This is a genomic window from Stenotrophomonas sp. CASM114 (assembly GCF_049384325.1).
Lineage (GTDB): Bacteria > Pseudomonadota > Gammaproteobacteria > Xanthomonadales > Xanthomonadaceae > Stenotrophomonas > Stenotrophomonas muris.
On sequence record NZ_JBMRGJ010000008.1, the window covers coordinates 51327 to 65892 of the forward strand.

Genomic DNA, 14566 nt, shown 5'->3' on the forward strand with positions numbered 1-14566 from the left:
GCCGGCCAGCGGCCGGCACTACCCGGTTGCCGATACAATCGCCGCATGTCGACCGAACTGAAAACCCACCAGCTGTCCATGACCGTGCTGATGTCGCCGGAGATGGCCAATTTCTCCGGCAAGGTCCACGGCGGCGCCATCCTGCGCCTGCTCGACCAGGTTGCCTACGCCTGCGCCAGCCGTTACGCCGGCAGCTACGTGGTCACCCTGTCGGTGGACCAGGTGATGTTCCGCCAGCCGATCGCAGTGGGCGAGCTGGTCACCTTCCTGGCCTCGGTGAACCATACCGGCACCTCGTCGATGGAGATCGGCATCAAGGTGGTGGCCGAGGACATCCTCAAGCGCAGCGTGCGCCACGCCAACAGCTGCTTCTTCACCATGGTGGCCGTGGATGAGGAAGGCCGGCCGACGCCCGTCCCGCCCCTGCAGCCGGCGACGTCCGACGAGAAGCGCCGCCAGGCCGCCGCGCAGATCCGCCGCCAGCTGCGTCAGGAAATGGAGCAGCGCCATCTGGAACTGCTGGCATCGAATCCGCCGTCACCGGAGGAATGAGGGCGTGCGGGGCAAGCCCCGCACCCACCCAGGCCGCAGTTGCCGGCCAGCGGCCGGCACTACCATTGCGAATTCGCCGGGCCATGCCCGGCGGATGCGGATCAACCGGTGTTCTGCACGCCCTGCGCAACACCGTTCACGCAGGCCACCAGCGCGCGCAGCAACCCGTCATCCTCGCGCCCGCTGGCCCGCCAGCGCTGCAACAGGTCCACCTGCAGCACGCTGATCGGATCGACGTAGGGATTGCGCAGGCGGATCGACAGCGCCAGCCGCGCATCGTGGTCGAGCAGCGTCCGCTGGTCCATCAGCGCCAGCAGCCAGTGCCGGGTGAGTTCCAGTTCGCGCTGCACCTGCGGGAAGAAGTGCCCGTGCAGTTCACCCGATAACAGCGAAAACTGCTCGGCGATGGTGATATCGCCCTTGGACAGCACCATCGCGATGTCGTCCAGGAAGGTTCGGAAGAACGGCCAGTCCCGCGCCATCTCGCGCAGGGTCCGTTCGTGGCCGGCATCAACCGCCGCCTGCAGGCCACTGCCCACGCCGTACCAACCGGGAATCACCGCGCGCGCTTGGCTCCAGGCGAACACCCAGGGAATCGCACGCAGGTTGCCCAGCGCGGCGTCCTGGCCGAGCCGGCGCGATGGCCGCGAGCCCAGAGTCATGCGTTCGATCACGTCGATCGGCGTGGCGGTGCGGAAGTAGTCCATGAAACCGGCCTGGCCAACGAACGCGCGATACACCTCGCTGCTGGCCGATGCCACCGCGTCCATCACCGGTCGCCACTCATCCTCGCGCGGCTCGGCGGCACGCGGGCGCAGGCTGGCACGCAGCACCGCACCGGTGGCCTGCTCCAGCGAGCGCAGGGCCAGCGCACGGATGCCGTACTTGCGATGGATCACCTCGCCCTGCTCGGTCACCCGCAGGCGGCCATCGATGCTGCCGCGCGGCGATGCGTCCACCGCGTGCGTGGTCTTGCCGCCACCGCGGCTGATCGAGCCGCCACGGCCATGGAAGAAGGTCAGGCGGATGCCGGCCTCGGCCGCCACCTCCAGCAGCTCCACCTGTGCACGCTGCAGGCCCCAGCGCGATGCGGCGATGCCACCGTCCTTGCTGCTGTCCGAATAGCCCAGCATCACCATCTGCACGTCATCGCGCGCTTGCAGGTGCGCGCGATAGATCGGGTCGGCCAGCAGATCACGCAGGGTCGCGGTGCCGCGCTTGAGGTCCTCCACCGTCTCGAACAGCGGCGCGATATCCAGCGGTACTGATCCGTTCTCTTCCACCAGGCCGCCACGGCGCGCCAGCGCCAGCACCGCCAGCACGTCGCTGCGGTCATGTGCCATCGAGATGATGTAGCTGCCCAGTGCATCGCCACCATGCCGCGCACGGGCATCGGCCAGCGCGGCGAACACGGCGTCCAGTCGCCGGTTGCCTTCGTCGTCGCCCTTCGGCAACGGCGCGTCACCACTGGCATGCGGCGCCAGCAGGCGTGCGCGGCCCAAGGCATCCAGACCGTCCCACGCTGCGTCGCCGCCCAGCACCGTGGCCAGCGCGCGCGCGTGCACGCTCGATTCCTGGCGCACGTCCAACCGCGCCAGGTGGAAGCCGAAGGTCTTCACCCGCCACAGCAGGCGCTGCACGGCGAAGCCACCGGCATGTTCGCCGCGGTTGGCGCGCAGGCTGTCGAGGATCAGCTGCAGGTCGTCGATCAGTTCGTCCGGACCGGCGTAGGCGCCTTCGCCGTCATCCAACGTGGCCTGCAGGCGTGCACGCATGCGGTCGTTGAGCAGGCGGTACGGCATGTCGGCATGGCGCGGGCGCGACTGCACCTGCGGCAGCAGCTGCTGGTAGTGCGCCACGCGCGCCTGCAGCGCCTCGCTCACGCCCACCCGCTCGGTGGACTGGCTGAGCAGGCTGGCCAGCTGCAGCAGTTCCTTCTGGTAACGACCCAGCACGGCCTGCCGCTGCGCGTCCAGCGTAGTGCGGATGGTGTGGGCATCCACGTTCGGGTTGCCGTCCATGTCGCCGCCCACCCACGTACCGAAGCGCAGCAGGCGCGGCAGCGGCAGTTCTTCGCCGTAGGTATCGCGCAGCGCCTGCTGCAGCGATTCGTACAGCACCGGGATCACCCGGTACAGCACCTGCACCAGATAGAAGCCGACGTGCTCGCGCTCGTCATCGACGGTAGGCCGCACCGGCGAGGAATCGGTGGTTTGCCACGAAGCGGTCAGCGCCATGCGGAAGCGCGCAGCATCGGCGGCCGCTTCCCCCGGCGTGCGCTGGCCGTCGAGGTTGTCGACCAGGCTGGCCACCATCAGCTGCTCTTTCTCCAGCAGCGCGCGGCGCACCGCTTCGGTCGGGTGCGCGGTGAACACCGGTTCGATGTCGATGCGCGGCAGCCACTGCGCCAGCTCATCCAGGCCCACGCCCTGCGCCTTCAGGTGCTGCAGCGCATCCTGCAGGCCGTCGGGCTGCGCCCCGGCGGTACCGGCACGCTGGTAATCACGGCGGCGGCGGATGCGATGCACGCGCTCGGCGATGTTGACCACCTGGAAGTAGGTGCTGAAGGCCCGCACCATGGTCTCGGCCTGCTGCGGCGTGCGCCCGGCCAGCCCTTCGGCCAGCTCCGACAGCGGCGCCTGGTTCTCGCGGCGGGCAATGGCGCGGGTGCGCACGTCCTCGACATCGTCGAGAAAAGCGGCCGAAACCTGTTCGACCAGCAGGTCACCCACCAGTGCGCCGAGCCGGCGCACGTCATCGCGAAGCGGAAGATCGGGGGAAGCAAACTCGATGCTGCTGCGGTACTCGTTCATCGGCGACGCACAGGCCTCGGTCAACGGATCCAGACCCCAAGCCTATCCCAGATCGGGCGTCGTGCTGCGATGCAAGAATGGTTTCATCTGCACGTATCCATGGCGGACGCAGCCGAGCATGGGCTCGGCTCTACAAGCGTCATGGCGCGTGACACCGTGTAGCGCCCGAGCCCATGCTCGGGCGGCGGCGCAGCCGCACAGGCGGCCGCTGTTGCAGCGGCCACCCTCATGCACGTATCAGCGCTTCTTTTTCGCCGTGCCCTGCTCGGCCGGGCCGATGGTCTGCTCCAGCCAGCGCTCGCTCTCGGCCAGCATGGTCATGATCGATTCGCGTGCGCGGTAGGCATGCGATTCGTTGGGCAGCATCACCAGCCGCGCGGTGCCACCCAGGCCCTTCACCGCCGCGAACATGCGCTCGCTCTGGATCGGGAACGTGCCGGAGTTGTTGTCGTCCACGCCGTGGATGAACAGGATCGGATCCTTGATCCTGTCGGCGTAATTGAACGGCGCCATCTTCTGGTAGACGTCCTGCGCCTGCCAGTAGTTGCGCTCCTCGGCCTGGAAGCCGAACGGCGTGAGCGTGCGGTTGTAGGCGCCGCTGCGCGCAATGCCCGCCTTGAACAGGCGGGTGTGTGCCAGCAGGTTGGCCGTCATGAACGCACCGTACGAATGGCCACCAATGGCGATGTGATCGCGGTCGGTCACGCCACGCCGCACCACTTCATCCACGGCCGCCTGCGCATTGGCCACCAGCTGTTCGATGTAGGTGTCGTTCGGCTCCTTGTCGCCCTCGCCGATGATCGGCATCGACGGGCTGGCCAGCACCACGTAACCCTTGGCCAGGAACGCCTGCGGACCCCAGTAGCTGACCGCATTGAAGCGATACGGCGAATCGGTCACCTGGCTGGCCGCGGCCGCGCTCTTGAACTCGCCCGGGTAGGCCCACATCAGCAGCGGGCGCGGGCCGTCGCGCTTCGGGTCGTATCCCGGCGGCAGCAGCAGGGTCGCGGTCAGGTCGACGCCGTCCTTGCGCTTGTAGCGGATCTGCTCCTTCTGCACACCCTTCAGCTGCGGCAGCGGATGCGCGAAATGGGTCAGCGCGCGCGGTGCGCTCCCAGCATCGGCCAGCGACTGCACGTAGAAGTTGGCCGGCTCGTCCGGGCTCTCGCGGCTCAGCAGCAGCGAACTGCCCTGCTTGTCCAGCAATGCCACCGGCAGCGCATAGCTCGGTGCCTGCGAGTGGAACAGGCGCGTTGCCTTGCCCGTGGCGATGTCGAAGCGGTCCACGAACGGACGGTCGCCTTCCGGCGAAGCACCGGCGCCGGCCAGGTACAGGCTGCCGCCATCGGCGCTGGTCTGCAGCAGCGAACGGCCGCGCTCGTCGCTGGCCCGCAGCGGCCGGCCCGGATCGGCGTAGCGGTCCTGCGCATCGCGATCCCACAGCAGGCGCGGTTCGGCGCTGGCATTGTCCGGGGCGATCAGCCAGGTCTTGGTCCTGCGGGTCTTCCACCACGATTCGGTCAGCAGGGCCAGGTCGCCACGGCCCCAGCTGATACCGGCCAGGCGGCTGCCCAGCTGGGCCAGCGTCACCGGCGGCGTGTCGAACGGCGCGGCCTGCATCAGCACCGCATCGCGCACCTTGGCATCCCTGTTCGGGTCGCCACCATCCTGCGCTTCGGCCCAGACCAGGGTCGCGTCGGCATCACCACGCCAGCCGATGTCACGCACGCCGGTCACTTCGGCGTCGTTGCCGGTCGGCAGGCCTTCCACCAGCGGACGCACGGCCACGGTATGCACCAGCTTGCCGCTGGCACGGTCGATCACTTCAATGCGGCGCGGGAAACTGCTCACCGGCACCACGTAGGAATACGGGCGCTGCACCGGCTGGCGCAGCACGAAGCGGCCATCCGGCGACACGGAGAAGCCCATGAAGATGCCGGCCGCGCCGATCGGGCGGGTGCTGCCATCCAGGCTGACTTCCACCGGCTGTGTGGTGGCGTAGTAGTCGAACTGGCGCGCGTCAGCCTCGTTCTTCAGCAGGTCCTGGTAGGTACGGATCGACACCACGCCATCGCCCTGGCGGGTCTGCTGCACGGCCGGGCCGGTCGGGATGCCGTCGGTGGCCGGGGCCGCACCGAGGTTGGCCGGGCGGGTGAACACCACCAGCCCGCGGCTGTCCGGCAGCCACTGGTAACCGCTGCCGATCACCGTGTTCAAGCCGGCAACCAGGCGGCGGGCGCTGCCGGCGGCCACGTCCACCAGCCACAGTTCGTTGGCGCCGCTGATGGCGTCGACCTGGTTGAAAGCGAGCCACTTCTGATCCGGAGACCACATCAGGCTGGCGATCGACAGCGTGGCCGGCAGGCCGCTGATCTGCCGTTCCTTGCCATCGGCCACGTTCATCAGCCACACCTTCTCGCCGAAGCTGAAACGGCTGTCGGAGAACGTGCGCGGGTTGATGCGCAGGCCGGCCAGCTTCAGTTCCGGCTGCGCCACCACCCGGATCGGCGGCAGCGACGGCACCTGCATCAACGCGGCCATGTCGCGGCGAGGCGACAGGTGCAGCGACGGCGCGCGCGGTGCGTCGACCACCGCCTGCAGCGCCGCCGAGGGCAGTTCGTAGCCATTGGCACCCTGCGCCTGTGCTGCAGCGGGCTGTGGGGCCACCGCCCAGGCCAGCGGGGCCACGGCCAGCAGTCCCATCGACAGGACCAGGCCGGTCCAGCGCCGCGTACGGCGCGCGTGCATGCTCATCGTTCTACCTGCGTGATGCGTGAAAGCACCGACCTTAACAGGCCGTGCACGCGCCCCCATCTGCCGATGGTTGGGTCATCCGGATGTCATGCCGGGGCCGCGATATAATGGGGGTTCTCCCCTGCCGAGGGGCGCTGCGACCGGATCCGATGAGGCCCGGCCAGGCTCGGTAAGGTGGCTTTGTAACAACGGCGCCCGGCTAGATGCGAGCACCCGCTCGCCCACAACCGGAGCACACGAATGAACGCTGTTGCCAAGACCTTCTCCACCGAAGGTGATTACAAGATCCGCGACATCACGCTGGCCGACTGGGGCCGCAAGGAACTGGACATCGCCGAGCACGAAATGCCGGGCCTGATGTCGATCCGCCGCAAGTACCAGGCCGAGCTGCCGCTGAAGGGCGTGCGCGTGACCGGCTCGCTGCACATGACCATCCAGACCGCGGTGCTGATCGAGACCCTGAAGGACATCGGCGCCGACGTGCGCTGGGCCTCGTGCAACATCTTCTCGACCCAGGACCACGCGGCTGCCGCCATCGCCGCCACCGGCACCCCGGTGTTCGCCTGGAAGGGCGAGACCCTGGAAGAGTACTGGGACTGCACCTTGGACGCGCTGACCTTCACCCTGGCCGACGGCACCCTGACCGGCCCGGAACTGGTGGTGGACGACGGCGGTGACGTGACCCTGCTGATCCACAAGGGCTACGAACTGGAAAACGGCAGCGACTGGGTCAACACCGCGTCCGCCTCGCACGAAGAACAGGTCATCAAGAACCTGCTCAAGCGCGTTGCCAAGGAGCGCCCGGGTTACTGGGGCCGCGTGGTCAAGGACTGGAAGGGCGTCTCCGAAGAGACCACCACCGGCGTGCACCGCCTGTACCAGCTGGCCCAGGCCGGCACCCTGCTGATCCCGGCGATCAACGTCAACGACTCGGTCACCAAGAGCAAGTTCGACAACCTGTATGGCTGCCGCGAGTCGCTGGCCGACGGCCTGAAGCGCGCGATGGACGTGATGCTGGCCGGCAAGGTAGCCGTGGTCTGCGGCTACGGCGATGTCGGCAAGGGCTGCGCCGCGTCGCTGCGTGCCTACGGCGCGCGCGTGATCGTCACCGAGATCGACCCGATCTGCGCCCTGCAGGCGGCGATGGAAGGCTATGAAGTCAACACCATCGAATCGACCTTGGGCCGTGCCGACCTGTACGTCACCACCACCGGCAACAGGGACATCATCCGCATCGAGCACCTGAGCGCGATGAAGGACCAGGCCATTGTCTGCAACATCGGCCACTTCGACAACGAGATCCAGGTCGACGCACTGGTGTCCTTCGCCGGCATCAAGCACGTCAACATCAAGCCGCAGGTCGACAAGTACATCTTCCCGAACGGCAATGCGATCTTCCTGCTGGCCGAAGGCCGCCTGGTGAACCTGGGCTGCGCCACCGGCCACCCGAGCTTCGTGATGTCCAACAGCTTCGCCAACCAGACCCTGGCACAGATCGACCTGTGGGCGAACAAGGACAGCTACGAGAAGAAGGTGTACCTGCTGCCGAAGAAGCTGGACGAAGAAGTGGCTCGCCTGCACCTGGAAAAGATCGGCGTGAAGCTGACCACCCTGAGCCAGGAACAGGCCGACTACATCGGCGTGCCGGTGGAAGGCCCGTTCAAGCCGGACCACTACCGCTACTGATGCCGTGCGCGGTGCCGGTCAGCGGCCGGCACTACCGGCGCAGGCGGGGTCGGATCCCTTTCCGCAGGAAAGGGCGCTGACCCCGGCAACAGATGCAGACAGAACGGGCGCCTTCGGGCGCCCGTTCTGCGTTGCGTCGCCCCGCAGCAGATCCGCGCGCCCTGTCACAGTGCCCTAAGAAGCCGCTTGCTAGGCTCTATGCCCCCATGGACTGCCAACTGCAGGCCATGCGCCGGGACGCAGACAGCAAAGGACAGGACATGCCGCGCAACAATGACCGAGTGACCCGGGCGATGAAGCCCCTGATGATCCTGTGCTGGGTGGCCCTGCTGGCCGCCTGCAGCCCGCTTGGCAGCGATGCCGGTGCCAGCGCGCCGGCGGCGAATACCGGCCAGGCAAGCACCGACGGCAAGGCAACCAGCCCCCCGGCAGCGGCCACGGGCAGCAGCGCTGCCTGCGCCGAGGGGGCATCACAGGTGCAGACCCTGATCTGCAACGACCCCGCCCTGTTGCAGCAGGAAGGCGAGCTGGCCAAGGCTGAAGCCTCCGCACGCGACACCCTCGATGCCGCCGGCAAGGACAAGCTGCAGGCCGAGCAGCAGCGCTGGATCCAGCATACGCGCGACCTGTGCGGTGACGCGCACTGCCTGCAACAGGTATTTGCCGATCGCCTCAAGGTGCTCTCGGCCACGCGCGACGGCCTGGTCGACCAGGACGCCTGCGAAGTGCCCGACGGCCAGCAGCAGTGCGTGGACCTGCTGGTGCTGCGCGACCCCAACAGCCAGTTGGCGAACTTCAACACGCTGCTGGGAGAAAACGGCCAGGAAGGCCGCCTGCTGGGCTGTACGGCCGCCACCAACGTGGGCGGTGGCCCCAACGCCGTGCTGGCGGCCAACTGCATCCAGGAAACCACCGCCGGCAAGCGCAACGTGCAGTTGTGCAGCAACCAGATGGTCGGCCAGTTCGCCCTCGAACCGGCATCGGCCGCCTACGGCACCCAGGCCGTCCGCCAGCTGCTCGGCTTCACGCAGCAGCACTGCGCCGGCTGACATCCGCTGGGTGCGCCCGGCGCTTTTCCCCACATTGAAGGACGATGACCATGGCAAAGGATTCCACCCTTACCCGCGAACAACTGTCCACGCTGTTCCTCAACACGGAGCTGGGCGGCAACACCCGCCACCTGGACCACTTCTCATACGCGCAGAAAGGCGCAAGCACCTACTCGTTCGGACTGGTGCAGTTCGATGTCGGCGGCAATCCACAGGCCAGGCGTTTCCTGCGCGACAACGGCTTCACCGCCGCTGACATCGAACTGCTGTCCCAGCAGGGCGGATTGAGCACCCGGCAGCTGGCGGCGCTTGACGCCAAGTTGCAGGCCATTCCGCAGGCGAAGATGGACCAGCTCACCAACGACAAGCTGGACAGCGCCATCGAGCGCGTCGATGAAGCCATCGCCAAGGTGCGTGCCACCAACCCGGGCGCCGCCGATGCCATCGCGGCCAACCCCGAACTGCAGCTGGCCATGGCCGACTATGACAACCAGTTCGGCGGCATGGGCCCGCAGTTCATCAGCTATCTGGCCGGCAACGCGGAAAAGCTGCAGGGCGGTACGGTCCAGGCCGGCAATCCGCCGACCCGCGGCGACGTACAGAACTTCGTCGATGCCACCAAGTACGGCATCCAGTCGCCGGCCGCGGTGACCAGTCGCGATGAGCGCTTCGACCGGGCCATGACCCAGCTGGGCATCACCCCCACCCATGCCCCCTCGCACGGGTCGCCCGGCGCGCCCGGCGGCAACGGCGTACTGGTCAGCGGCGCCAGGGGCGATGAGGTAAAGGCGATGCAGCAGAAGCTGGCCGACCTGGGCTACCTGGGCAAGGACGGCAAGCCACTGGTAGCCGATGGCGATTTCGGGCCCGGCACCCTGGAAGCGGTCAAGCAGTTCCAGCGTGAGCACCAGCTCACCGTCGATGGCAAGGTCGGTGCCACCACGCTGGGTGCGCTCGACAAGGCCATCGCGCAACAGCAACAGCAGGCCGCCGAACCGACCATGGCCACCCCCGGCCATGCCGACAACCCACGTTACCAGCAGGTCGTGGAAAAGCTGGAAACGCTGGAAGAACAACGCCGCCAGGGTGGCCTGGCGCCACTGTTCAATGACCGCAGCCAGCTCGAGAACGCCGCGGGCCTGGTGGCTTACGAGTCCAAGCTGGCTGGCATGAGCCAGGTCGATACCGTGCTGGCGCGGCCGGACAACCAGGGCGTGTTCGCCGTGCAGGGCCAGCTTGGCGATCCCGCCATGCACCGCACTTACGTCGACCTGTCGCAGGCGGCGAACCACACGCTGCAGGACAGCACGCGGCATAGCCAGGCGCTGGACAACGAACTGTCGCAGCGACAGACCCAGGAACAGATTCAGACGCAGCAGTCGATGTCGCGCTGACGCGGGATGCCGACGATCACAGCCGGGACGGGCCCTTCGGGGGCCCGTCCTGCGTTGATGCGCGAGTTTCGGTCAAGGCAATATCCCTACCTCGCGCTAGGATGCGCCCATGACCCCGGCCATCAACCTGCTCAAGCGCGAGAAGATCGCCCACACCGTGCGCAGCTACGTGCACGACGCCCACGCCGAATCGTATGGCGGCGAAGCCGTCGACAAGCTCGGCCTCGACCCGGCCCAGGTGTTCAAGACCCTGCTGGCCAGCACTGAAGCACACGAACTGCTGGTGGCGATCGTGCCGGTCGCCGGCCAGCTCGACCTGAAGGCGCTGGCCGAAGCCGCCGGCTGCAAGAAGTGCGAGATGGCCGCCGCCGATGCCGCACAGCGCGCGACCGGCTACCTGGTCGGTGGCATCAGCCCGCTGGGGCAGAAGAAACGCCTGCGCACGTTCCTGGACGCCAGTGCCGAAGCGCTGCCCGCGCTGCATGTCAGCGCCGGGCGCCGCGGCCTCGAGGTAGAACTGGCACCGGCCGACCTTCTGCGCCTCACCGCCGGCCACTACGCTGCCATCGGCAAGTCACGCTGATGCGCTGGCCGTGGTCTGCAGCGCCGGTACCCCGGCTCGAAGATGCACAGGCCGACGTGCTGCTGCAGGACCTGCTGTCGCGCGATGCCACGCGCATCACCGATGCCGCACGCACGGTGGCACGGCTGTTCAGCACCGCGTCGTTGGACGCGTTGGTCGCACATGTGGATACGATCGAACGCAACTGCGAGGGCATCGCCCTTGGCGGCATGCTGATCAGCAACCAGGCGCACCTGAAGGCGGCCCTGCAACGGCTGCGCTACTGGCGGGCGCGTGAGGGGTGCCTGTGCGCACTCTACCCTTCTTATGTGTTCTTCAACCCTGCACCGCTGCTGGAACAGGGCCACGTGCTGCTGCTCGGACGAGGCGAGGCCGAGGATGGCTGGGGTGAGTGCTACCGGGTGACGTGCACGTCCTGCACGCAGCCGTGGAGCGCCACCGAGCGTGAATACCACTACCCGTGGTGGGAGTGGAAGCGCCTCTGACAGTGATGCAGCCACGCACGGCGTGGCTCCGCTGCGGTACGTCCAGATCCATGCCATGCGTGGATGACGCTCACTCCACGAATTCATACCGCATCGGCATGCGCACGAGGGTCAACGCCGGCACCGTACCCTTCGCATCGGCGCGGCTGAAACGCCAGCCCTGCAGCTCCTCCGCTGCAGCGTCATCCAGCAACGCATGACCGCTGGAGGTCTCCACGATCACGGCCGCAACGCGCCCCCGCGCATCGACCAACGCCTTCAGCATGCTGCGGCCGGACAGCCCCTGCCGCATGGCCTCCACCGGATAGCGCGGCGACACGCCGTGTGGAGGCAGCCAGGGAATACCTTCACCCGCGAACAGATCCCGTTTGCTGCGTGCCGCGCAGGACGTCGGCAGGCGCAGCTGCAGGGATACCTGCACCTCATTCACGGTCACGTGCGCCGGCGCGGCACAGGCATGCTGCACCAGCGCCTCCAGCATTCGTTGCTGCCGACGCAGCGCGTTGCCATTGGCCGCCGCCACTTCAATCACGCAGCGGCCGTCCTGCGGCTGCATCGACAGCGCGGTCACGCCCGCATCGCGCAGCCCGGGAAGGCGTGCCATGGGTTCGCAGGCCATCCCGGCAGAGGGCTTCGCGGCCAGTACCGGGGTGGCGGGCAGCGTGCCCGCCAGCAACATCAGGATCATCCTTGCCCAGACCGCCATGCCCTGCCCTCCTTGGGTTTGCCTGGCCCGATCATAGCGCGCGCCTGGGGTCGGATCCCCTCCTCAGGAAAAGGCTTCGACCGGGGGCTCGAATGATCGGGTCAGAGCCCTGCGATGCGGGGATCCGACCCCGGCCGCCAGTTGGCGTTGTTCTCCCAGAACTCCACCGAGCGCCGGTAGGCCTCCTTGTCCAATGGCACGCCGGAACCGCCCTCCTCCACGCCCAGCGCATTGCGCATCATGGTGATCGGCGCCATCGGCACTTCTTCCGGTTCGGCGGTGTAGATGCAGCCGACGATGCCCCAGTCGGCTTCGATCGGTGAGCCTTCCCTGGCCAGCTGCTCGGCGTTGTACAGGATCACCACCAGGTAGTTCGCGCGCGGCGACTCCACGCCCTCGAACCAGCGCACCAGTACCGGCAGTTCCTCGCGGTTGCGCGCTTCGTAGCCGCTGCGCAGCTGGTGGCGGTTGGCCTCGGTGACCGGCACCGTCAGGCAGCGCGTGCTGGTCCAGTTCTCGTAGACGAACAACTTGCAGAACGGGGCGTAGCCGTCGAGCACCTTCAGCGGCGCGTGCGCATTGAGGTGTGCCTCGAACTGCTCGGCAGTGCAGTCCTGGATGGTATTGCCGCGTGGCACGCGCGGGAACAGGCGGGGACGGGCGAAATCGGTGAGGACGATGGACATGGCGCGGCGTGATCTGGGAATCCGCTGCACAGGGTAACCGCTGGCAGCACCTACAACGCCATCCGCTCGCGCAGCTCGCGTGCCTGCCGCCGCGATACCTCCACCTCGCTGCCATCATCCAGCGTCAGGTCATAGCCGTCGCCGATGCTGGGCGACACCCCACGGATACGGCGCAGGTTGACCAGTGTGTTGCGGTTGGCGCGGAAGAAAAGATCCGGCGGCAGACGTGCTTCCAGCGCGCTCAGGCTGCGGGTCAGCAGTGCGTTCTGGTCGCGGAACCACAGCCGCGTGTAGTTGCCATCCACCACCAGCCGACGGATCTCGGAGACTGCCACGAACCAGCAGCGTTCACCCTCGCGCACGAACACCTGGTCGTGCGCGCCCAGCGTGCCGCGCGATTCCGGCACGTCGGCCGCAACCGCCTCGCACTGCCGCGCCCGCTCGAGCGCTTCCAGCAGCCGCGGCGCCTCCACCGGCTTCACCAGGTAGTCCAGCGCGTTGGCCTGGAACGCACGCACCGCATAGGTGTCGTAGGCGGTGACGAAGACCACGGCCGGCACCGTGTCCAGGCCGTCCAGCACGTCGAAACCACTGCCGGAGGGCATCTGCACATCCAGCAGCACCAGGTCCGGTGCCAGCGTGGTGATCGCCTCGCGTGCGGCGGGCACGTCGTCGGCCTCGCCCACGCACTGCACCCACGGCAGCGCCGACAGCAGCGTGCGCAGCTCCTGCCGGGCCAGCCGTGCGTCATCGACGATCAACACGCGCAGCATGCCAGTCATTGCGGAATCTCCAGCAGGGCCTGCATGCGGTCACCGGCCGGTTGCAGCACGAATCGGCCACGCATGCCCAGCTGCGCACGCAGGTAGGCCAGGCCGACGCCATGGCCATGGGTGGGTTCGCTGCCGGTTGGAAGTGGATTGTCCACCTGCAACCGCAGCACGTCATTGTCCAGCGTGGCGCGGATCTGCACCTCGCCGCCGCCGGGTCGGCTGGCGATACCGTGCTTGATCGCGTTCTCCACCAGCAACTGCAACGCCATCGCCGGCAGCTGCGCCTGCGTGGCATCGGCATCAATCTGCTGCCGCACCTGCAGGCGCTGTTCGAAATGGACCGCCTCGATGGCCAGGTAATCATCGACCACCGCCAGTTCCTCGGCCAGCGTGACCTGCTCGCTGCGGTTGTGGGCGAGCGCCTGGCGCAGCGTGCGCGACAGGCGGGTGACCATGTCACGGGCCCGTTCCGGGTCTTCCAGGATCAGCGCACGCAGGTTGTTCAGCGCATTGAACATGAAATGCGGATTGAGCCGCGCACGCAGTGCGTCACGTTCCAGCGCACTGCGTTCGGCTTCGGCGCGCAGGCGTGCCAGCTCGCTGTGGCGTGCCCGCCGCAGGCCGTGCAGGCCCGCCCACAAACCGGTCCACACCAGCAGGAACAACGCGGTGTTCATCCAATACAGCAGCACCGAAGACCACTGGTAATCCGCATGGCCGCCAGGCAGCTGCACCCAACCCAGCGCCAGCGCCGGCAGCAGCAGCGCCGCCGTTACCGCCTGTGCGACGCTGGCCCCGAGCACCACGCCGGCAGCCAGTTTCAGCACCAGGCTGCCCAGGCTGCCCTCCCACCAGCGCTGGCGCAGTGCAACCGAACGCAATGCGCCGCTGCACAGCCAGAGTGAGACCGCGACGCTGACGGTGATCAGCACGATGCCACTGAACACGATGCCGCCACCGATCCGCATGCCGACCCACAGCCCGTACAGCGCATAGCCGGCCCATGCCAGTGCATTGAGCGTCCAGAAACGGCGGGAAGGCGTGGTGGCGTCCATGCGGGCTCTCGGCGGTGGCAGGAGGGCGGA

The 14566-nt window shown here is 67.7% G+C and carries 12 protein-coding genes and 1 riboswitch; of the genes, 6 read left to right on the forward strand and 6 right to left on the reverse strand.

Features of this window, described 5'->3' with window-relative positions; translation table 11 throughout:
- Nucleotides 1-45 precede the first annotated feature (45 nt).
- The gene (locus VG566_RS10490) at nucleotides 46-552 is read left to right on the forward strand and encodes an acyl-CoA thioesterase (RefSeq protein WP_010481883.1); all 507 of its coding nucleotides are present in this window, start codon (nucleotides 46-48) and stop codon (nucleotides 550-552) included.
- 101 nt (nucleotides 553-653) lie between these two features.
- Here the strand turns inward: VG566_RS10490 and ppc are convergent, their stop codons facing one another.
- Entirely contained in the window at nucleotides 654-3365 is a 2712-nt protein-coding gene (gene ppc / locus VG566_RS10495; protein WP_164109635.1) for a phosphoenolpyruvate carboxylase, read from the reverse strand.
- Between the two features lie 237 nt (nucleotides 3366-3602).
- Nucleotides 3603-6119 carry a prolyl oligopeptidase family serine peptidase gene (locus VG566_RS10500; RefSeq protein WP_197561676.1) on the reverse strand — a complete coding sequence of 839 codons (2517 nt, stop codon included), beginning with the start codon at nucleotides 6117-6119 and terminating at the stop codon, nucleotides 3603-3605.
- Between the two features lie 120 nt (nucleotides 6120-6239).
- A riboswitch (S-adenosyl-L-homocysteine riboswitch) is annotated at nucleotides 6240-6323 on the forward strand.
- 36 nt (nucleotides 6324-6359) lie between these two features.
- Here VG566_RS10500 and ahcY point away from each other — a divergent pair.
- From ahcY to VG566_RS10525, 5 genes are all read left to right on the forward strand, one after another.
- Nucleotides 6360-7805, forward strand: a complete 1446-nt coding sequence (gene ahcY, locus VG566_RS10505) for an adenosylhomocysteinase (protein WP_014645960.1) — start codon at nucleotides 6360-6362, stop codon at nucleotides 7803-7805.
- Between the two features lie 260 nt (nucleotides 7806-8065).
- Nucleotides 8066-8854 carry a lysozyme inhibitor LprI family protein gene (locus VG566_RS10510; RefSeq protein ID WP_241884696.1) on the forward strand — a complete coding sequence of 263 codons (789 nt, stop codon included), beginning with the start codon at nucleotides 8066-8068 and terminating at the stop codon, nucleotides 8852-8854.
- Nucleotides 8855-8904: 50 nt separating this feature from the next.
- Nucleotides 8905-10248: a peptidoglycan-binding domain-containing protein gene (locus VG566_RS10515; protein WP_241884697.1), complete on the forward strand. Its 1344-nt coding sequence runs from the start codon at nucleotides 8905-8907 to the stop codon at nucleotides 10246-10248.
- Nucleotides 10249-10357: 109 nt separating this feature from the next.
- Nucleotides 10358-10831 carry a Cys-tRNA(Pro) deacylase gene (gene ybaK / locus VG566_RS10520; RefSeq protein ID WP_014645957.1) on the forward strand — a complete coding sequence of 158 codons (474 nt, stop codon included), beginning with the start codon at nucleotides 10358-10360 and terminating at the stop codon, nucleotides 10829-10831.
- Complete coding sequence (locus VG566_RS10525) at nucleotides 10831-11316, forward strand: hypothetical protein (protein WP_241884698.1); 486 nt, start codon at nucleotides 10831-10833, stop codon at nucleotides 11314-11316. Before ybaK ends, VG566_RS10525 begins: the two co-directional genes overlap by 1 nt.
- A gap of 70 nt (nucleotides 11317-11386) precedes the next feature.
- On the opposite strand, the gene VG566_RS10530 is transcribed toward VG566_RS10525, so the two are convergent.
- From VG566_RS10530 to VG566_RS10545, 4 genes are all read right to left on the reverse strand, one after another.
- Nucleotides 11387-12022, reverse strand: coding sequence for an energy transducer TonB (locus VG566_RS10530; RefSeq protein WP_241884699.1), 636 nt, complete (start codon nucleotides 12020-12022; stop codon nucleotides 11387-11389).
- A 101-nt stretch (nucleotides 12023-12123) separates the two neighbouring features.
- A complete protein-coding gene (locus tag VG566_RS10535; RefSeq protein ID WP_014645954.1) occupies nucleotides 12124-12708 on the reverse strand; it encodes a DUF3228 family protein in 585 nt (194 codons plus the stop codon).
- Nucleotides 12709-12758: 50 nt separating this feature from the next.
- Nucleotides 12759-13490, reverse strand: coding sequence for a LytR/AlgR family response regulator transcription factor (locus tag VG566_RS10540; protein WP_014645953.1), 732 nt, complete (start codon nucleotides 13488-13490; stop codon nucleotides 12759-12761).
- Nucleotides 13487-14536 carry a sensor histidine kinase gene (locus VG566_RS10545; protein ID WP_049440189.1) on the reverse strand — a complete coding sequence of 350 codons (1050 nt, stop codon included), beginning with the start codon at nucleotides 14534-14536 and terminating at the stop codon, nucleotides 13487-13489. The genes VG566_RS10540 and VG566_RS10545 overlap by 4 nt, the downstream gene beginning before the upstream one ends.
- Nucleotides 14537-14566: the final 30 nt, after the last annotated feature.